General features: G+C 64.1%; 16 protein-coding genes and 1 pseudogene. 9 read left to right on the plus strand and 8 right to left on the minus strand.

Features of this window, described 5'->3' with window-relative positions:
• Positions 1-380 precede the first annotated feature (380 nt).
• The 3 genes and pseudogenes from C4K40_RS32200 to C4K40_RS09785 form a co-directional block, all read left to right on the plus strand.
• A pseudogene (locus C4K40_RS32200) lies at positions 381-662 on the plus strand (PAS domain-containing protein); the annotation flags it as partial.
• 186 nt (positions 663-848) lie between these two features.
• Positions 849-1,946, plus strand: a complete 1,098-nt coding sequence (locus C4K40_RS09780) for a methyl-accepting chemotaxis protein (protein WP_022643308.1) — start codon at positions 849-851, stop codon at positions 1,944-1,946.
• A gap of 18 nt (positions 1,947-1,964) precedes the next feature.
• Positions 1,965-3,698, plus strand: coding sequence for a bifunctional diguanylate cyclase/phosphodiesterase (locus C4K40_RS09785; RefSeq protein ID WP_022643309.1), 1,734 nt, complete (start codon positions 1,965-1,967; stop codon positions 3,696-3,698).
• Here the strand turns inward: C4K40_RS09785 and C4K40_RS09790 are convergent.
• Complete coding sequence (locus tag C4K40_RS09790; protein WP_022643310.1) at positions 3,653-4,417, minus strand: ABC transporter substrate-binding protein; 765 nt, start codon at positions 4,415-4,417, stop codon at positions 3,653-3,655. The genes C4K40_RS09785 and C4K40_RS09790 overlap by 46 nt on opposite strands.
• A 137-nt stretch (positions 4,418-4,554) precedes the next feature.
• Here C4K40_RS09790 and dnaX point away from each other — a divergent pair, with 137 nt between their 5' ends.
• The 5 genes from dnaX to C4K40_RS09815 all read left to right on the plus strand — a co-directional run bounded on the left by dnaX (position 4,555) and on the right by C4K40_RS09815 (position 10,315).
• Entirely contained in the window at positions 4,555-6,753 is a 2,199-nt protein-coding gene (gene dnaX / locus C4K40_RS09795; RefSeq protein ID WP_053135978.1) for a DNA polymerase III subunit gamma/tau, read from the plus strand.
• Positions 6,754-6,823: 70 nt separating this feature from the next.
• The gene (locus tag C4K40_RS09800) at positions 6,824-7,162 is read left to right on the plus strand and encodes a YbaB/EbfC family nucleoid-associated protein (protein WP_031321305.1); all 339 of its coding nucleotides are present in this window, start codon (positions 6,824-6,826) and stop codon (positions 7,160-7,162) included.
• A 198-nt stretch (positions 7,163-7,360) separates the two neighbouring features.
• Positions 7,361-8,404, plus strand: a complete 1,044-nt coding sequence (locus tag C4K40_RS09805; RefSeq protein ID WP_053135980.1) for an NADP-dependent oxidoreductase — start codon at positions 7,361-7,363, stop codon at positions 8,402-8,404.
• A gap of 57 nt (positions 8,405-8,461) precedes the next feature.
• A complete protein-coding gene (gene recR, locus C4K40_RS09810) occupies positions 8,462-9,064 on the plus strand; it encodes a recombination mediator RecR (RefSeq protein ID WP_022643314.1) in 603 nt (200 codons plus the stop codon).
• Positions 9,065-9,166: 102 nt separating this feature from the next.
• Positions 9,167-10,315: an acyl-CoA dehydrogenase family protein gene (locus C4K40_RS09815; protein ID WP_053135983.1), complete on the plus strand. Its 1,149-nt coding sequence runs from the start codon at positions 9,167-9,169 to the stop codon at positions 10,313-10,315.
• Between the two features lie 211 nt (positions 10,316-10,526).
• On the opposite strand, the gene C4K40_RS09820 is transcribed toward C4K40_RS09815, so the two are convergent.
• Both C4K40_RS09820 and fnr read right to left on the minus strand, forming a co-directional pair.
• Positions 10,527-11,075, minus strand: a complete 549-nt coding sequence (locus tag C4K40_RS09820) for an adenine phosphoribosyltransferase (RefSeq protein ID WP_022643316.1) — start codon at positions 11,073-11,075, stop codon at positions 10,527-10,529.
• A gap of 82 nt (positions 11,076-11,157) precedes the next feature.
• Positions 11,158-11,892 carry a fumarate/nitrate reduction transcriptional regulator Fnr gene (gene fnr, locus C4K40_RS09825; protein ID WP_022643317.1) on the minus strand — a complete coding sequence of 245 codons (735 nt, stop codon included), beginning with the start codon at positions 11,890-11,892 and terminating at the stop codon, positions 11,158-11,160.
• 153 nt (positions 11,893-12,045) lie between these two features.
• Here fnr and C4K40_RS09830 point away from each other — a divergent pair, with 153 nt between their 5' ends.
• Positions 12,046-12,525, plus strand: coding sequence for a hypothetical protein (locus C4K40_RS09830; RefSeq protein ID WP_053135986.1), 480 nt, complete (start codon positions 12,046-12,048; stop codon positions 12,523-12,525).
• Between the two features lie 71 nt (positions 12,526-12,596).
• Here the strand turns inward: C4K40_RS09830 and hemN are convergent, their stop codons facing one another.
• The 5 genes from hemN to C4K40_RS09855 all read right to left on the minus strand — a co-directional run bounded on the left by hemN (position 12,597) and on the right by C4K40_RS09855 (position 18,111).
• Entirely contained in the window at positions 12,597-13,979 is a 1,383-nt protein-coding gene (hemN, locus tag C4K40_RS09835; RefSeq protein ID WP_053135988.1) for an oxygen-independent coproporphyrinogen III oxidase, read from the minus strand.
• Between the two features lie 118 nt (positions 13,980-14,097).
• Positions 14,098-14,781 (minus strand): sulfite exporter TauE/SafE family protein, encoded by a 684-nt coding sequence (locus tag C4K40_RS09840; RefSeq protein ID WP_022643320.1) that lies wholly within the window; start codon positions 14,779-14,781, stop codon positions 14,098-14,100.
• Positions 14,774-15,004: a cbb3-type cytochrome oxidase assembly protein CcoS gene (ccoS, locus tag C4K40_RS09845; RefSeq protein WP_031321309.1), complete on the minus strand. Its 231-nt coding sequence runs from the start codon at positions 15,002-15,004 to the stop codon at positions 14,774-14,776. The genes C4K40_RS09840 and ccoS overlap by 8 nt, the downstream gene beginning before the upstream one ends.
• A 21-nt stretch (positions 15,005-15,025) precedes the next feature.
• Positions 15,026-17,476: a heavy metal translocating P-type ATPase gene (locus tag C4K40_RS09850; protein WP_053135991.1), complete on the minus strand. Its 2,451-nt coding sequence runs from the start codon at positions 17,474-17,476 to the stop codon at positions 15,026-15,028.
• A 98-nt stretch (positions 17,477-17,574) separates the two neighbouring features.
• Positions 17,575-18,111 carry a FixH family protein gene (locus C4K40_RS09855; RefSeq protein WP_031321311.1) on the minus strand — a complete coding sequence of 179 codons (537 nt, stop codon included), beginning with the start codon at positions 18,109-18,111 and terminating at the stop codon, positions 17,575-17,577.
• Positions 18,112-18,116: the final 5 nt, after the last annotated feature.

An 18,116-nucleotide genomic window follows, 5' to 3' on the forward strand; every position in this document is an offset into this window, starting at 1 on the left:
GTTTCATCACCTTGCTTTGCAAAATGTGATGCATTTCGTAGAATCGGCGCTTCGGACAGGTATTTGGTGATCTAGTTTCAGAAGGCAGGTTTATGAAACAAGAAATCATTGCATTTCCCTTGTTCACCTAAACCCAGGACTTGGCAGAGGCTCGAACGTCTCGTAATCCCGCCAACACTCCGTCCGCCGCCTCCATCTGACGCCTTACCTGATCCTAGTTGATCTATGTCGCACCGACGGTCAACCGCGGCGCAAACCCGCTGTACGGCTGCAATCAGGGCGTATCTTCCGATTGAGTCGTACCGCCAGGAAAGTAATCGCCAATCAATTAATGCCGGCTCCGGCAACTATTGATTGCAGGCTGTCTATGGAGTTCTAAAGTGCGTCTCAATTTGCCGGTCAACTCTATCGAGCAGACCTTTCCCGACCAGCAGCGGCTTATCTCCGCCACCGACACCAGCAGTCACATCACGTACTGCAATGCCGAGTTCGCCGCCATGAGCGGCTTCAGCCAGGCCGAACTGATCGGCAGCACCCACAACCTGGTGCGGCATCCGGATATGCCGGCTGCGGTGTTCGAATCCATGTGGCGCTATCTCAAGGCCGGGCGCAGTTGGATGGGAGTGGTGAAGAACCGCTGCAAGAACGGCAACTTCTATTGGGTCAGCGCCTATGTCACGCCGATTCTCGAGGACGGGCGATTGGTGGGGTATGAGTCGGTGCGGGTCAAGCCGACCCGCGAGCAGGTAAGCCGTGCCGAGGCCCTGTATGCAAGGTTGCGTGCCGACAAATCACCGGTCCCGGCCTGGCGGCGCCTGGAGGCTGGCGCCCGGCCTTTGTTACTGCCCATGGCCGTAGCCACGGCCTGCCTTGCGGCATTCAATTGGTTGCCGACCCTGGCGGCCCAGGGCCTGACGCTGGCTGGCTTCCTCGGCGTTGGTCTGTTGGCTCAGCGCCGCTTGGGACGACAACTCAAGGAGATCGTCAGCAGCACACCGAACACCTTCGCCGATCCGATCTGCGCCCTGGCCTATAGCGAATCCCTTGGTCCGGCAGCGCAGCTGCAGATGATCCTGGTGAGCGAGGAGGCACGGTTGAAAACCGCCTTGACCCGCCTCAGCGACCTGGCCCGGCAGATGGCGGAAGCAGCGGCCGATTCCAGCCAGTTGTCCAGCCGTACCGAGACCGCTCTTCTGGAGCAGCGAGCGGAAACCGACATGACCGCCGCTGCTATGACCCAGATGGCCGCTTCGATCACCGAAGTCGCCGAGCATGTGCAGCACACCGCCAGTCAAGCCCATACCGCCAACCTGCTGGCACAGCAGGGCAGCGAGGTGGCAGGTACTTCCCGTGACGCCATCCAGGTGCTGGCGCGCACGGTCACCCAGATCAACCAAGCGGTTGGGGACCTGGCCGGGCAGACCCAGGACATCATGGTGGCGGCGAGCATGATCCAGGCGATCGCCGACCAGACCAACCTGCTGGCCCTGAATGCGGCGATCGAGGCCGCGAGGGCCGGCGAACAAGGACGCGGGTTCGCCGTGGTGGCCGACGAGGTGCGGGCCCTGGCCGGCAAGACCCGGGAATCCACCGAGCAGATCCAGGGCATCATCCACAGCCTGCGGGCCGGGGCCGACGAAGCGGTGCAGATCGCCAGCCTGGGGATCGAGGAGGCCGAGCAGGGGGTGCAGCAGGTATTGCAGGCGCAGCAGGCCTTGCAAGGCATCGGCGCCGCGGTCGAGCGCATCACCGACATGAGCCAGCAGATGGCCGCCGCTTCGCAGGAGCAGTCCCATGTAGCCGAATCGGTGTCGGAACAGATCAACAGTGTCGCCGCCACGGTGCAGCGCACTGCCGAGGACGCCAGCGCCGGGGTGCTGCGTGGCGCCGAGCTGGAAAACATCTCTTCCGGGCTGCATGCCTTGGTCGAGCGGTTCAACCGCTAGCGACAGTGAGTTCGACTCATGGATGAGAAATACCGCAGGGCCGTCGATGCCGCCGCCATTTTTTCCGAAACCGACCTGGCCGGACGCATCACCTATGTCAACGACCTGTTCTGCCAGGTCTCGGGCTACAGCCGCGAAGAGCTGATCGGCGCCGACCACAGCATGCTCAGTTCCGGACTGCATGCTCCGGAGTTCTTCGCCGGGCTGTGGAGCACCATTACCCGGGGCCAGGTATGGAAGGGCGAGATCTGCAACCGCGCCAAGGACGGCAGCCTGTACTGGGTCGACAGCACCATGGTGCCGCTGGTGGACCAGCGTTCGGGGCGCGTGGTGCGCTATGTGTCGATTCGTTTCGATGTCAGCGAAAAACGCCAGCTCCTGCATTCCTTGCAATGGCGGGTCGGGCATGACGTGCTCACTGGGCTGCCCAATCGCGCGTTCCTCTCCGACCGGCTGCACCAGGCCCTGGAGTTCTCCCGCCAGGAAGAAATTCCCCTGGCGGTATGCATGCTCGACCTCGATGGCTTCAAAGCGGTCAACGACGGTTATGGTCATGCCTGTGGCGATCTGCTGCTGGTGGAAGTGGCCGCGCGGCTGCGCTCGATCATTCGTGGCGAAGACGTGGTGGCGCGCCTGGGGGGCGACGAGTTCGTGCTGATCCTGCGTTACGTGCGCGACATGCTGGAGTTGCGCGCTGCGCTGCAACGGGTGCTGGCCACCATTTCCCAGCCTTATTCGATCCAGGGCAAGGACATCAATGTCTTCGCCAGTATCGGCGTGACCCTGTTTCCTGCCGACAACCAGGATGCCGACACCCTGCTGCGCCATGCCGATCAGGCCATGTACGTGGCCAAGCAGAGCGGCCGCAACCGCTTCCACCTGTTCGATGTATTGCGCGATCGCGAGGTGATGGTCACTTACCAGACTGTCGAGCAGGTGCGCCAGGCCCTGGATGGCGGACAATTGCGGTTGTTCTTCCAGCCCAAGGTGAACATGCGCAGCGGGACCGTGGTGGGCCTGGAGGCCATGTTGCGCTGGCAGCATCCGCAGCGCGGATTGCTGGCGGCCCACGAGTTCCTGCCCCAGGTGGAAGAGACCGACCTGATCGTCGATATCGGCGAATGGGTCATGGATGGCGTGATGGACCAGTTGCAGTGCTGGCAGGCCGCCGGCCAGCAATGGCCGGTCAGCCTGAATGTCGCCGCCCGGCATTTCCAGCGTGCGGATTTCGTCGAGCGGCTCAAGGGCATGCTCGATCGTTTTCCGAACGTGTCTCCAACCTTGCTGGATTTGGAGATCGTCGAGTCGGTAGCCATCGACAACATCCGCAAAGTCAGTGATTGCCTGGATGCCTGCCAGGGTTTTGGCGTGCAGTTCTCCCTGGGCGACTTCGGCACCGGGCATTCGTCCCTGAGCTATCTCAAGCACCTGAGGACCCAGACCATCAAGATCGACCGGTTGTTCGTGCGCGACATGCTCCACGACCAGGACGACCAGGCGCTGGTCCAGGCCCTGGTGGGGTTGGCCCAGGCGTTTGGCCGCCAGGTGGTGGCCGAGGGCCTGGAAAGCCTGGCCCATGGCGAGCGCCTGATGGCCCTGGGCTGCGAGGTGGCCATGGGTGACTTCATCGCCGCGCCGATGCCGGCGGGCGCCGTGCTGGAGTGGGCCCATCGCTATCTGCCGCCGCCAGCCTGGCGCGTCGGCTCTCAGGGCGTGGCCGAGGCTTGCGCGGGCGGGGCGGAATCGACGTAGCGCTGGACGATGGCATCGATTTCGCCGGATTCCTTCATTTGCCGCAGAGTGCCCAGGATCTGTTCGCCCGGTACGGCCGGATCATTGCGCACATAACAGCCCACGGCCTGGTCCTGAACCAGGGCGACCCCATGCAGCGGGTTGTCGCTGGCCTGGGTCTTGTTGAACCAGTCCAGGGTCCACTGGCTGGCGATAGCGTAGCGGTAGCGGCCCACCACTAGCTTCTGCAGTACCTGCTGCTCGTTGCGTGCGTCATCGCGGATCAGCAGGTTGGCGTCGAACAGTGGCTGCAAGGGGGCATAGGTATAGCTAAGGACGGTGCCGATGTGCTGGCGCGGCAGGTCGCCGAGCTTGACGATGGCGGGTATCGGGCTGGTGCTCACCAGCAAGTTGCGCTGGCGGAACAGCGGGGCGCTCCACAGGTAGTCGGCGGACGGAGCCGGCAGCCAGGCCGGGGCGGCGTAGCAGCGCACGTCGACTTCGCCCTGGGCCATGGCCTTCTGTACCCGGGCCCGGGCCAGGACATGGAATTCGGCACGCAGGCCCAGATGCCGGGCCAGGCTGTCCATGGTGTCGTAGAGAATGCCGCCGCTGGGGCGATCATCCTCCAACGCGACGGTCGGCATGGCCCAGCTGTCGGCGACGGCGAAGCGCAGGGGCGGTTCCGTGGCATGCAGGTTGCCGCAGAGCAGAAGCAGGGCGCCTGGGGTCCAGCGCATAGAGTCTCCGGGTATCGGCGAGCGGGCAATCCTTGGCAAAAGGCAGCTTAGACAGATTAGACGAGCGCGCCGGATGCAATTTCGCCCTTGCTCCGCTAGCATTACCGGCTTCCGCTTTCCAGTTGCGACGGTTTTCGATGAGTTATCAGGTTCTTGCACGTAAATGGCGTCCGCGCTCGTTCCGCGAAATGGTCGGCCAGACCCATGTGCTCAAGGCTCTGATCAATGCCTTGGACAGCCAGCGGCTGCACCATGCCTACCTGTTTACCGGTACGCGCGGGGTGGGCAAGACCACCATCGCGCGGATCATTGCCAAATGCCTGAATTGTGAAACGGGCATCACCTCCACCCCGTGCGGCACTTGTTCGGTGTGCACCGAGATCGACGAAGGGCGCTTCGTCGACCTGATCGAGATCGACGCCGCGAGCCGGACCAAGGTCGAGGACACCCGCGAACTGCTGGACAACGTGCAGTACGCCCCGAGCCGCGGGCGCTTCAAGGTCTACCTGATCGACGAAGTGCACATGCTCTCCAGCCACTCGTTCAACGCTCTGCTCAAGACCCTCGAGGAGCCGCCGCCCTACGTCAAGTTCATCCTGGCGACCACCGATCCGCAGAAACTGCCGGCGACCATCCTGTCCCGCTGCCTGCAGTTCTCCCTGAAGAACATGACCCCCGAGCGGGTGGTCGAGCACCTGAGCCATGTGCTGGGTGTGGAGAACGTGCCGTTCGAGGACGACGCCCTGTGGCTGCTGGGCCGCGCCGCCGATGGTTCGATGCGCGACGCCATGAGCCTCACCGACCAGGCCATCGCCTTTGGCGAGGGCAAGGTCATGGCCGCCGATGTACGAGCGATGCTCGGCACCCTCGATCACGGCCAGGTCTACGATGTGCTCCATGGGCTGATCGAGGGCGATGCCAAGGCTCTGCTGGAGGCGGTGCGCCACTTGGCGGAGCAGGGGCCGGACTGGAACGGCGTGCTCTCGGAGATCCTCAACGTGCTGCACCGGGTGGCCATCGCCCAGGCGCTGCCCGAGGGTGTCGACAACGGCCACGGCGATCGCGAGCGAGTGCTGGCCCTGGCCCAGGCCCTGCCGGCCGAAGACGTACAGTTCTATTACCAGATGGGCCTGATTGGCCGGCGCGACCTGCCCCTGGCGCCGGACCCGCGTGGCGGTTTCGAAATGGTCCTGCTGCGGATGCTGGCCTTCCGGCCGGCGGATACCGCGGATGCACCGAGACAACCGCTAAAGCCAGTGGGGATCAGCCAGGCCACAGTTGATTCCGCCCAAGCCGTGGCGGCGCCAGCAGCGGTCGCGTCCGTTGCCGTGCCTGTGGCCAGTGTGCCGGTCGCTCCGGCTCCTGCCGCACCTCCTGCTGCGGAGCCGGTAGCCGAGCCGGCCGCTGCGCCAACAGCAATACCTGCGCCAGCACCCGAGCCGGCCCCGGCCTCGGTCGAAGCCGCGCCTGAACCTGAGCCGGCCCCGGCCTCGGTCGAAGCCGCGCCTGAACCTGAGCCAGCCCCGGCCTCGGTCGAAGCCGCTCCTGAACCTGAGCCGGTGCAGGCCGAAGAAATAGTCGACCTGCCGTGGAACGACCCGGTGGAGCCACCGCTGGAACAACAGCCGGCCGTGGAGCCGATGCTGGATGTCATCGCCGAACCACCGGAGTTGCCGGCAGTGCTGACTCCGGTGCCGGACAGCGTGGTGCCGGACGTCCCCGAGTGGGCCAGTGCGCCGATGCCCGAGCCGACCGTGGCCCAGGTGGATGCCGCGACCCCGGGGAGCGACCTGGACGACGAGCCGCCGCTGGACGAGGACTACATCGAGCCGGACATGGATTCGGCCTACAGCTACCTCGATGAACTGGCCAGCGAACATACCGCCGAGCCGGCCCCGGAACCCGAGCCTGAGCCGGCCGCCATGCCGGCCACCGGCCTGGCCCTGGAGTGGCTGGAACTGTTTCCGAAGCTGCCTATTTCCGGGATGACAGGCAGTATTGCCGCCAACTGCACCCTGATCGCAGTGGACGGCGACCAGTGGCTGCTGCATCTGGATCCGGCCCACAGCGCGCTGTTCAACGCCACCCAGCAGCGCCGTCTCAACGAGGCGCTGAACCAGTACCACGGGCGTACGCTGACGCTGAACATCGAGCTGATCAAGCCCGAGCAGGAAACCCCGGCCCAGGCCGCGTCCCGGCGTCGCGCCGACCGTCAGCGCGAAGCGGAGGAGTCGATTCATGGCGATCCGTTCATCCAGCGGATGGTCCAGGAGTTCGGTGCCGTGGTGCGCCACGATACTATTGAACCTGTCGAGGCCCCGGCCGCGCAGGGTTGAGCATTTAACTTAAAGGGCGCCGGCCAAGGGCCAGGCGCCGTTCTCATCACCATACTTTGAGGTAATTACCATGATGAAAGGTGGCATGGCCGGCCTGATGAAGCAGGCGCAGCAGATGCAGGAAAAGATGGCCAAGATGCAGGAAGAGCTGGCCAACGCCGAAGTCACCGGCAAGGCCGGTGGCGACATGGTCAGCGTGGTCATGACCGGCCGTCATGACATCAAGCGCGTGAGCATCGACCCGAGCCTGCTGGAAGGCGTCAGCGACGACGACCGCGAAGTGCTGGAAGACTTGTTCGCTGCAGCGGTGAACGACGCCGTGCGCAAGATCGAAGCCAACAGCCAGGAAAAGATGTCCGGCATGACCGCCGGCATGCAGCTGCCTCCGGGCATGAAGCTGCCTTTCTGATTCGCTGCGGCTTATCGGATTGCAACGAACAATGCCAGGCCCGGAGCCTGGCATTTTTTTGCCCATCGATTGGCCCGGCGGGGGGCCAAGCGCCCCGTGCGCCACTGCGGCCAGGGGCAGAAACATCGAACACCGGTGCCTGGCCATGGTCTGCACCCTATACAGTCTTGTCCATTCATCGATAACGGAGTGTCTGTGATGCCGCAAACAATGACCCTCAATCAGCGTGTGGTACTGGTGTCGCGCCCCCAGGGCGCGCCGGTTCCGGAGAACTTTCGCCTGGAGCGGGTGACGCTGCCGGAGCTGGCGGACGGCCAGGTGCTGCTCAAGACCCTGTACCTGTCCCTGGACCCCTATATGCGTGGGCGCATGAGCGATGCGCCCTCCTACGCGGCGCCGGTGGAGATCGACGAAGTCATGACCGGGGGTGCCGTGAGCCGGGTCGAGCGTTCGCTGAATCCCAAGTTCCAGGAAGGCGACCTAGTGGTGGGCGCCACCGGCTGGCAGAGCCACTGCATCAGCGATGGGCGCAACCTGGTGCCAGTACCGGCGGGCTTGCCCAGCCCGTCCATGGCCCTGGGAGTGCTGGGCATGCCCGGCATGACCGCCTACATGGGGTTGATGGACATCGGCCAGCCCAAGGCCGGGGAGACCCTGGTGGTGGCTGCGGCATCCGGGGCGGTGGGTTCGGTGGTGGGGCAGGTGGCCAAGCTCAAGGGGTTGCGGGTGGTGGGAGTCGCCGGTGGGCTCGACAAATGCCGCTACGTGGTGGAGGAACTGGGGTTCGATGCCTGTATCGATCACAGGAGCCCGGAATTCGCCGACGAGCTGGCCCAGGCGTGCTTCAAGGGCGTGGATATCTATTTCGAGAACGTCGGCGGCAAGGTGTTCGATGCGGTGCTGCCGTTGCTCAATACCAAGGCACGAATCCCCTTGTGTGGCCTGATTGCCCAGTACAACGCCCGGGAGTTGCCGGCGGGGCCGGATCGCCTGCCGCTGTTGCAACGCAGCCTGTTGACCAAGCGGGTACGGATCCAGGGGTTCATCGTGTTCGACGACTACGGTGATCGCCAACCGGAGTTCATCAAGGCCATGGCGCCCTGGGTGCGCGAGGGCAAGGTCAAGTTCAAGGAGGATGTGGTCGAAGGCCTGGAGCAGGCGCCGCAAGCGTTCATCGGCCTGCTGGAAGGGCGCAACTTCGGCAAGCTGGTGGTCAAGGTCGCCACCGACGGCAGCATTTGACGCTATCCCGGGGCGCGGGTATAAACCGCGTCTCGTCGTTTTGTCGGACCTTTGCCCATGAGCTTCAGCCCCCTGATTCGCCAACTGATCGATGCCTTGCGCACCTTGCCCGGGGTGGGGCAGAAAACTGCCCAGCGCATGGCCCTGCAACTGCTCGAGCGTGATCGCAGCGGCGGCTTGCGCCTGGCCCAGGCCCTGAGCCAGGCTATGGATGGGGTGGGGCATTGCCGCCAGTGCCGGACCCTGACCGAAGACGAGCTCTGCCCGCAGTGCGCCGATCCGCGACGCGACGACAGCCTGCTGTGCGTGGTCGAGGGGCCGATGGATGTCTACGCGGTGGAGCAGACCGGCTATCGCGGTCGCTATTTCGTGCTCAAGGGGCACCTGTCGCCCCTGGACGGCCTGGGTCCGGAAGCCATCGGCATTCCGCAATTGCTGGCGCGGATCGAAGAGCAGGGCACCTTCAGCGAGGTCATCCTGGCCACCAATCCCACGGTGGAAGGCGAAGCCACTGCCCATTACATCGCCCAGCTGTTGACCGACAAGGGCCTGATCGCTTCGCGGATCGCCCACGGCGTGCCCCTGGGGGGCGAGCTGGAACTGGTGGACGGCGGCACGCTGGCCCACTCCTTCGCCGGACGCAAGCCCATCACCCTGTAACCCCATCCGTCTGCCGGCCCGTCGGCGGACGGTTTCTTGCGCTCTCTTGAAAACCAAGCAAGCGCTTGGTAAGTTCCTCCGACCCTTCAGAGGAGCTTGCCGATGTCTGCCTGCCAGGAATACTTCGATCCCAGCCACCAACTGATCCGTGACAGCGTCCGACGTTTCGTCGAGCGTGAGATCCTCCCCGACATCGAACACTGGGAGGAGGCCGAGAGCTTTCCCCGTGAGTTGTATCTCAAGGCCGGCGCGGCCGGCATTCTCGGTATCGGTTATCCGCAGGCCCTGGGGGGCAGCCATGAAGGCGACCTGTTCGCCAAGGTCGCCGCCAGCGAAGAGTTGATGCGCAGCGGTTCCGGTGGCCTGGTGGCGGGATTGGGGTCGCTGGACATCGGTTTGCCGCCCATCGTCAAGTGGGCGCGTCCCGAGGTTCGCGAGCGTGTGGCGCCCCTGGTGCTGTCCGGAGAGAAGATTTGCGCCCTGGCGGTGACCGAGCCCGGTGGCGGTTCCGACGTGGCCAACCTGCAGACCCGCGCAGTGCGCGACGGCGATCATTATCGCGTCAGCGGCAGCAAGACTTTCATTACCAGTGGCGTGCGCGCCGACTTCTACACCGTGGCCGTGCGTACCGGTGAGCCGGGTTATGGCGGTATCAGCCTGCTGTTGATCGAGAAGGGCACGCCCGGCTTCACCGTGGGCCGGCAGTTGAAGAAGATGGGGTGGTGGGCGTCTGATACCGCCGAGCTGTTCTTCGAGGACTGCCGAGTACCGGTGGGCAACCTGATCGGTGTCGAGAACATGGGGTTCGCCTGCATCATGGGCAATTTCCAGAGCGAACGCCTGGCCCTGGCGTTGATGGCCAACATGACTGCGCAGATGGCTGTGGAAGAGAGCCTGAAGTGGGCACGCGAGCGCGAGGCGTTCGGCAAGCCAGTGGCCAAGTTCCAGGTGATCAAGCATCGACTGGCGGAAATGGCCACGGCCGTGGAGGTGTCCCGGGAGTTCACCTACCGCCAGGCGGCCAAGATGGCCGCCGGCAAGAGCGTGATCAAGGAAATCTCCATGGCCAAGAACTTCGCCACCGACACTGCCGATCGCGTCACCTACGATGCCGTGCAGATCCTCGGTGGCATGGGTTACATGCGCGAGAGCCTGGTGGAGCGCCTGTATCGCGACAATCGCATCCTGTCCATCGGCGGTGGCACCCGCGAGGTGATGAACGAAATCATCAGCAAGCAGATGGGGCTCTAGCCAGGTTCGGGAATCACCAGCGGGCCACGGTCTTCGTCACTGATGAGCAGCGTCAGCGACTGCGCCGGTTCAATGGCCCTGGCGGGCGTCAAACCGGTAGATGGCTGCGGCAACCGCTATCGGACTATGTCTAGACGGCCAGCCGGTGGGCCCGGTGCTTGGTGTGGCTGCTGGTATGAGGCGCCGTCCCCGGGGGGACGGCATGCCGGGATCAGCGTTCGGTCAGAGAGAACTGGGTCAGGCAGAAGGTCGGGATGCCCATGTCCTGGAGCTTTTGCGATCCGCCAAGCTCCGGCAGGTCGATGATGGCTGCGGCTTCATGGATCTTCGCGCCCATGCGCCGTACCAGGTTGGCAGCGGCGATCAGCGTGCCGCCGGTGGCGATCAGGTCATCGAACATCAGCACCGAGTCACCCTCGCACAGGCTATCGGCATGGACTTCGAGGAAGGCTTCGCCGTATTCGGTCTGGTAGCCCTCGGCCAATACATCCGCTGGCAGTTTGCCTTGTTTGCGAAACAGGATCAGCGGCTTGTTCAGCTGGTAGGCGATGATCGAACCGATCAGGAAGCCCCGGGCATCCATGGCGCCGATGTGGCTGAAGTCTTCTTCGACATAGCGCTGGGCGAAACTGTCGGCTACCAGGCGCAGGGCCCGTGGAGACTGGAACAGGGGGGTGATGTCGCGGAAGATCACGCCCGGCTTCGGGAAGTCGATGACGGGGCGGATAAGGGATTTGATGTCGAAGGAGTCGAAGGCCATCTGCAGGTGTCCTGGCGGGCGAAATAAGCCGCGCCAGTATACCCGCGACCGAGCCGCTTGGCTCAGTCGCAGCGCCTGTGGATCAGGCGTCCACCGAGCCGCCGGCCAGGGCGCAGAGCTGGATCGGATCGAGGATGTGGACTTCCTTGCCTTCGGCGGCAATCAGTTCGTTCTGCTGGAAGCGGGTGAACACTCGGGACACGGTTTCCACGGCCAGGCCCAGGTAGTTGCCGATTTCATTGCGCGACATGCTCAGGCGGAACTGGTTGGCGGAAAAACCCCTGGCACGGAAGCGCGCCGACAGGTTCACCAGGAAGGTGGCGATGCGTTCGTCAGCGGTCTTTTTCGACAACAGCAGCATCATCTGTTGGTCATCGCGGATCTCGCGGCTCATGACCCGCATCAACTGGCGACGCAGCTGGGGCAGCTGCAATGCCAGCTCGTCCAGGCGCTCGAAGGGGATTTCGCAGACCGAGGTGGTTTCCAGGGCCTGTGCCGAAACCGGATGGCTCTCGGTATCCATGCCGGACAACCCCACCAGCTCGCTGGGGAGGTGGAAGCCGGTGATCTGTTCTTCGCCGCTGTCGCTGAGGCTGAAGGTTTTCAGGGCGCCCGAGCGGACGGCATAGACCGAGTCGAAGCCATCACCCTGACGGAACAGGAATTCGCCTTTTTTCAATGGGCGGCCACGTTTGACGATTTCGTCCAGCGCGTCCATGTCTTCCAGATTCAGAGAAAGTGGCAGGCAGAGAGGGGCCAGGCTGCAGTCCTTGCAATGGGCCTGGTTATGAGCGCGCAGTTTAACTGGCTCGGACATTCTAGAATCCTTGTGGGAAAGCACACATAAGCCGTAAGGGTAACTCACGGGAGGAGGTTCCGGCCAGTCCGTGCCGTGTTGACGATCAGTCGTAAAGCAATCCTTTAATGGGTCGATAGCCTGTTAACGAAAGCAACTTGGAGAGGCGCGGTTATGTCGTCCGTTGACGGTATTACTAATGGCAGCAATAACTTGCAGCTGTTTTCTGAGTCCTCGAAAAGCGCTGATGGTGAAGAACTAAGGGTTTCTCCGTTAGTTGCCGAGCCGTTACCGGGGGAGGGCGTCAAAGTGTCGCTGTCCGGGGCCGGGCTGAAGAAATCCTCCAAGGCTGCCGGGGACGACAGCGACATCGAGGAAAGTGGCTTGCCCCAGACCATTCAGCAAATCCTCAAGATGATCAGGAAATTGCAACAACAGATTTCAGAGAAGACGGCCGAGCTACAGGCGGTCATGGCCGACAAGCGCTTGAGCCCCGAAGAAGCCAGGATCAAGGTCGGTGGCCTGCAAGCGGACCTGGCGACTCTGAACAGTGGCTTGCTGTCTGCCAATGCCTCCCTGGTCAAGGCGATGAGGCAGGAAAGCCTGACCCCGGAGCAAGTGATGAAGGCCGCTGCGTTGCTGATGAAATCCTAGTGACGCTACGAAAGCGAGCCGGGCTTCGATCATGTTTTGGTGTCGATGTCCGGCAAGTTTTCTTGCCCGTCTTAAATTACCCGGGAAAACCGCTGGCGGTTTTGTTGGCCCAGGTAAGCGTCGAACACCATGCATACCGAACGTACCAGCAGGCGACCTGCCGGCAATACCGTAATGCCTTGGTCGTTTAGTTCGATCAGGCCATCGTCGGCCATCTCCTGCAAGTTTGCCCATAGTTCATGGAAATAACCGCGGAAGTCGATGTTGAATGCCTGTTCGATGTTTTCGAACTTGAGACTAAAGTTGCATATCAGTTGTTGAATTATTTCGCGGCGCAGACGGTCGTCGGCATTGCAAACCAAGCCGCGACTTGTCGCTAGTTGTGCCCCCGCCAAAGTATTTTGATAGTGGGCCAGGTCACTGCTGTTCTGGCAGTACAGGTCGCCGATCTGGCTGATGGCCGATACCCCCAGGCCGATCAGGTCGCAATGGCCGTGGGTGGTATAGCCCTGGAAGTTGCGTTGCAGGGTCGACTCTTCCTGGGCAATGGCCAGCTCGTCGTCGGGCAGGGCGAAATGATCCATGCCGATGTAGCGATACCCGGCAGCGGTCAGTTGTTCGATGCTGCGTTGCAGCATCTGCAGTTTTTCCGCGGGGGCCGGCAGTTCGCTGCTGTTGATCCGGCGCTGTGGCATGAAGCGCTCGGGCAGGTGAGCGTAGTTGAATACCGAGAGCCGATCCGGTTGCAGGCTGATGACCTCGTCCACGGTCCGGGCGAAGTTCTCCGGCGTCTGCTTGGGCAGGCCATAGATCAAGTCGATGTTGATGGAGCGGAACTGCAGGGTCCGGGCCGCCTCGATCACCGCGCGGGTTTCCTCCAGGCTCTGCAAGCGGTTGACCGCACGTTGCACGGCCGGGTCCAGGTCCTGCAGGCCGATACTGACCCGGTTGAACCCCAGCTCCCGCAGCAGGCCCATGGTCGACCAATCGGCCTCCCTGGGGTCGATCTCGATACCGTAGTCGCCGGAATCATCGTCGAGCAGGTTGAAGTGCTTGCGCAGCAAGGCCATCAGCTGGCGCAACTCGTCATGGTTGAGAAAGGTCGGGGTGCCGCCACCGAAGTGCAGTTGCTCGACCCGCTGGTTCGGGGCCAGGTGGCAGGCGATCAATTGCATCTCCTGCTCCAGCCGCTGCAGGTAGGGCAGCGCGCGGCTGCGGTCCTTGGTGATGACCTTGTTGCAGGCGCAGTAGTAGCAGATGTTGGCGCAGAACGGGATGTGCACGTACAGCGACAGCGGGCGCTGGGCCTTGCGGCTGTCGCGCAGTGCGTGCAGCAGGTCGAAGGCACCGACCTGGCTGTTGAATTGCACAGCGGTCGGGTACGAGGTGTAGCGTGGGCCCGCCAGGTCGTAGCGGCGGATCAGATCTGTGTCCCAACGAATGGCGTCGAGCATGCGGGAATTCCCCCGGATAGGCTGGCAATGCTCGCGAGTCTAGGGGGTAGGGGCTGAAGCCATCTTGATTTGTATCAAGGGTGTTCCCAGGCGGCTGGGGTAGTGCTCCGCGAAGATTTCAGTGGCCCATCAACCAGTGCTGGTGCGGACCTGGCAGGGTCCAGATGCCGAACAGCATGACCAGCAGGCCGCCAGCCAGGCGCACGCTGCGACGACGCAGCAGGGCCGTGACCCGTTCCGCCGCCAGGCCGGTGGCCAGCAGTACCGGCCAGGTGCCCAGGCCGAAGGCCAGCATCAGCAGTGCGCTGTCCAGGGCATTGCCCTGGCTCGCCGACCACAGCAGGGTGCTATATACCAGGCCGCAGGGCAGCCAGCCCCAGAGTGCGCCGAGTACCAGGGCCCGCGGCAGGCTGGACACCGGCAGCAGGCGACTGGCCAGGGGCTGGATATGCCGCCACAAGCCCTTGCCCAGGGCCTCGATACGGGTCAGGCCGCTCCACCAGCCGGCCAGGTACAGGCCCATGGCGATCAGCAGCAGCCCGGCCAGGGTGCGCATGAACAGGGCCACGGGGCTGTTGGCCACCGCCCAGCCCGCCAGGCCCAGCAGCAGGCCGGCCAGGGCGTAGCTGAGGATGCGCCCCAGGTTATAGGCCAATAGCAGGCGCAGGCGCCGCCCACGTTGTTCCTGGGGGATGGCCAGGGTCAGTGCGCCCATCAGGCCTCCGCACATGCCCAGGCAGTGGCCGCCGCCGAGGAGGCCGAGGATCACTGCGGAAACCAGCAGCGGGGCCAGCTCAAGCATGGGGCGGTTCCGATTTCTTGGCTGGATCCTGCTCGGCGGCCGGTTGGCCCTTGGCGGCATCCACCGCGGCGGTGTGGCTTGGATCCTGGTCGTCGAACAGGATGCTGTGGGCCGGGCCGTCGAGGTCGTCGTACTGGCCGCTGTCGACGGCCCAGAAGAAGATGTAGATGGCGATGGCCACGATCAGCAGGGCGGCCGGGATCATCACGTAAAGAGCTGGCATCTGGACTCCAGGCCCGGCGGCTCAGGCCGGCAGCGGGCGGGTTGCGGGGGCTTCGGCGCTGTCGGCCAGCCGCGGCATGCGGGTCAGGCGCAGGGCGTTGAGCACCACGGTCAGGGAACTGATGGACATGCCGACCGCGGCCCAGACCGGAGTGATCCAGCCAAGGGCGGCGAACGGCAGCATCAGGCCATTGTACAGCCCCGCCCACAGCAGGTTCTCGATGATCACCCGGCGAGTCCGGCGAGCCAGGCTGAAGGCCTGTACCAAGGCTTCCAGGCGATTGGACAGCAGCACCGCATCGGCGCTGGTCTTGGCCAGGTCGGTGGCCGAGCCCATGGCCACGCTGATGTCGGCGGCGGCCAGCACCGGCACGTCGTTGACCCCGTCGCCGAGCATCAGCACCTTGCGGCCCTGCTGGTGCAACTGCTGCAACACTTGCAGCTTGTCGTCCGGGCGCAGGCCGCCGCGGACTTCGTCGATCTGCAATTGTGCGGCGACGCTGGCGACCATCGGCGAGCTGTCCCCGGACAGCAGCAAGGTGTGCCAGCCACGGGCCTTGCAGGCTGCCAGCAGGGCCGGGGCATCGCTGCGCAGGCGGTCGTCGAGCACCAGCCAGGCGAGGGCACCCTGGGTATCGCCGAGCAGCAACCACTGGCCGGCTTCATCGGGCATTTGCGGTACCGCGCATCCGCTGAGCTGGCAGACGAACGCCGGATGGCCGATACGCAGGCGCTGGCCCTGGACCGATCCTTCCAGGCCCAGCCCCGGGCTGCTGGTGACATCCTCGGCGGCCACCGGTGCACGGCCGAACGCCCTGGCGATCGGATGTTCGGAACGGTTTTCCAGGGCCGCGGCCAGGCTCAGGCAAGCATCGCCGGACAGGCTGCCAAGCGGGCGGATGGCGCGCAGGGCCAGGCGGCCTTCGGTCAGGGTGCCGGTCTTGTCGAAGATCACCGTATCGATCTGGTTCAGGCCTTCGAGGACATGACCACGGGTCAGCAGCAGGCCAAGCTTGTGCAGGGTGCCAGTGGCGGCGGTGAGGGCCGTGGGTGTGGCCAGGGACAGCGCGCAGGGGCAAGTGGCGACCAGCATCGCCAGGACGATCCAGAAGGCCCGTGGCGCGTCCAGTTGCCACCACAGCAAACCGATGGCGGCTGCGGCTATCAGCGACAACAGCAGGAACCACTGGGCGGCGCGATCGGCCACTTCGGCCAGGCGGGGTTTTTCGGCCTGGGCCCGGTCCAGCAGGCGAACGATGGCCGACAGGCGAGTGTCCTGGCCTAGGGCCTGGACCTCCACGGTCAATGCCCCCTCGACGTTCAAGGTTCCGGCGGTGACGGTATCGCCCAGGCCCCGGGGTTGTGGCAGGTATTCGCCGGTGAGCAGCGATTCGTCGACGCTCGACTGGCCGTCGAGGATCTTGCCGTCCGCCGGCAACACCGCGCCGGGATGCACCAGTACCCGGTCGCCCAGGCGCAATTCGCTGAGCAGGATGCGTTCGCTCTGACCGTTTGCGTCCAGGCGCAGGCAGGAGGCCGGTAGCAGGTTGACCAGTTGCGCGGTGGCCGCCGCGGTCCGTTCCCGGGCCCGGCGCTCCAGGTAGCGGCCGGCGAGGAGGAACAGGGCGAACATGCCTACTGCGTCGAAGTACAGCTCGCCGACTCCGCTGATGGAGGTCCAGATGCCCGCCAGGTAGGCCCCGCCGATGGCCAGGGAAACCGAGACGTCCATGGTCAGGTGGCGAGTGCGCAGGTCACGCATCGCACCCTTGAAGAACGGCGCACAGCTATAGAAGACGATAGGAGTGGTAAGGAACAGCGCTACCCAGCGCAGGATGGTGTGCAGCTCCGGGCTCAGGTCGATGTTGAATTCCGGCCAGGTGGCCATGGTCGCCATCATTGCCTGGAACCACAGCAGGCCGGCCACGCCCAGTTGGCGTAGAGCCAGGCGGTTCTCGCCAGCCAGTTGCTCGCTGGCTTTGTCCGGCTGGTAGGGGTGGGCGGCGTAGCCGATCTGGCGCAGCTGCGCGAGCAACTGGCTCAAGGGCAGGTCGCTGTCGGCCCAGCTCACGTGCAGGCGATGATTGGACAGGTTGAGCCGGGCTTCGGCCACTGCCGGCAGGCTGCGCAGGTGCTTCTCGATCAACCAGCCGCAGGCGGCGCAACTGATGCCTTCCATGAGCAGGGTGGTCTGCGCCAGTTCGCCCTCGTGGCGGACGAAGGGCTGTTGCACATCGGCGCGATCGTATAGCGCCAGTTCGTCCACCAGTTGTACCGGCAAGGCCTCGGGGTTGGCGGATGCTTCACTGCGGTGGCTGTAGTAGTGCTCCAGGCCGCCGGCGACTATCGCCTCCGCGACCGCCTGGCAACCCGGGCAGCAGAACTCCCTGGATTCGCCGAGCACGACGGCGGTGAACCGGCTGCCGGGAGGAACCGGCAGGGCACAGTGGTAGCAAGGCAGTGGCGTGGTCATCGGCAGTCTTTTGGCTCTGGGAAAAACTCATCGCCGGCCAGTCGACTCCTGCCTGGGGGCAGGGAGGCGGCAGGCCGGCGATGTGTGGCGGGTGTCGATCAGTTCAGGTCTTCGGCGCCTTGCAGCGGCTCGTCGCCCAACAGCAGGTCCTTGTCGTGGCTGACCTGTTCTTCCTCGAACATGCGCCAGGTCTTGTCGCCCTCGACCCCAAGCAGCTCGACGAAGCGCCGGCCCTCGACCTTGTCGTTCACCTGGCCGATGTAGCGACCGTGTTCGGTTTCGCTGCGGGTCAGGACGATCTTGCGATCTTTCTCTGGCTGGGTCGGCGAGATCAGGTTCAGCTCAAGGCTCTTGGGCTGGCTGTCGCCGCTCAAGCGCAGTTCGACTTCGCCGGTCAGATCGTCGAGATGCACGCTGGCGCGCATTTTCAGCGTTTGTGCCAGCAGCTCGCGGTCCAGGGAGCGGTTGATGCCTTTGCCGGCCTCGTAGTAGTTGTCGTTGACCAGGTTGTCCGGGTTGTTCACCGCAATGGTCACCATGGACAGGGTCAGGGCTACCGAGCAGGCAAGGATGCCGATGATGATCCAGGGCCAGAGGTGCTTGTACCAAGGGTTTGTGGCGACGGCTGTAGGCATGCTTA

It is taken from the genome of Pseudomonas sp. CMR5c, assembly GCF_003850545.1.
GTDB classification, from domain to species: domain Bacteria; phylum Pseudomonadota; class Gammaproteobacteria; order Pseudomonadales; family Pseudomonadaceae; genus Aquipseudomonas; species Aquipseudomonas piscis.

Excerpts from the sequence above, each read along its gene's own strand:
- C4K40_RS09780 (WP_022643308.1), top strand. The coding sequence starts at position 849 with ATGGCCGTAGCCACGGCCTGCCTTGCGGCATTCAATTGGTTGCCGACC.
- C4K40_RS09785 (WP_022643309.1), top strand. The coding sequence starts at position 1,965 with ATGGATGAGAAATACCGCAGGGCCGTCGATGCCGCCGCCATTTTTTCC.
- C4K40_RS09790 (WP_022643310.1), bottom strand. The coding sequence starts at position 4,417 with ATGCGCTGGACCCCAGGCGCCCTGCTTCTGCTCTGCGGCAACCTGCAT.
- dnaX (WP_053135978.1), top strand. The coding sequence starts at position 4,555 with ATGAGTTATCAGGTTCTTGCACGTAAATGGCGTCCGCGCTCGTTCCGC.
- C4K40_RS09800 (WP_031321305.1), top strand. The coding sequence starts at position 6,824 with ATGATGAAAGGTGGCATGGCCGGCCTGATGAAGCAGGCGCAGCAGATG.
- C4K40_RS09805 (WP_053135980.1), top strand. The coding sequence starts at position 7,361 with ATGCCGCAAACAATGACCCTCAATCAGCGTGTGGTACTGGTGTCGCGC.
- recR (WP_022643314.1), top strand. The coding sequence starts at position 8,462 with ATGAGCTTCAGCCCCCTGATTCGCCAACTGATCGATGCCTTGCGCACC.
- C4K40_RS09815 (WP_053135983.1), top strand. The coding sequence starts at position 9,167 with ATGTCTGCCTGCCAGGAATACTTCGATCCCAGCCACCAACTGATCCGT.
- C4K40_RS09820 (WP_022643316.1), bottom strand. The coding sequence starts at position 11,075 with ATGGCCTTCGACTCCTTCGACATCAAATCCCTTATCCGCCCCGTCATC.
- fnr (WP_022643317.1), bottom strand. The coding sequence starts at position 11,892 with ATGTCCGAGCCAGTTAAACTGCGCGCTCATAACCAGGCCCATTGCAAG.
- C4K40_RS09830 (WP_053135986.1), top strand. The coding sequence starts at position 12,046 with ATGTCGTCCGTTGACGGTATTACTAATGGCAGCAATAACTTGCAGCTG.
- hemN (WP_053135988.1), bottom strand. The coding sequence starts at position 13,979 with ATGCTCGACGCCATTCGTTGGGACACAGATCTGATCCGCCGCTACGAC.
- C4K40_RS09840 (WP_022643320.1), bottom strand. The coding sequence starts at position 14,781 with ATGCTTGAGCTGGCCCCGCTGCTGGTTTCCGCAGTGATCCTCGGCCTC.
- ccoS (WP_031321309.1), bottom strand. The coding sequence starts at position 15,004 with ATGCCAGCTCTTTACGTGATGATCCCGGCCGCCCTGCTGATCGTGGCC.
- C4K40_RS09850 (WP_053135991.1), bottom strand. The coding sequence starts at position 17,476 with ATGACCACGCCACTGCCTTGCTACCACTGTGCCCTGCCGGTTCCTCCC.
- C4K40_RS09855 (WP_031321311.1), bottom strand. The coding sequence starts at position 18,111 with ATGCCTACAGCCGTCGCCACAAACCCTTGGTACAAGCACCTCTGGCCC.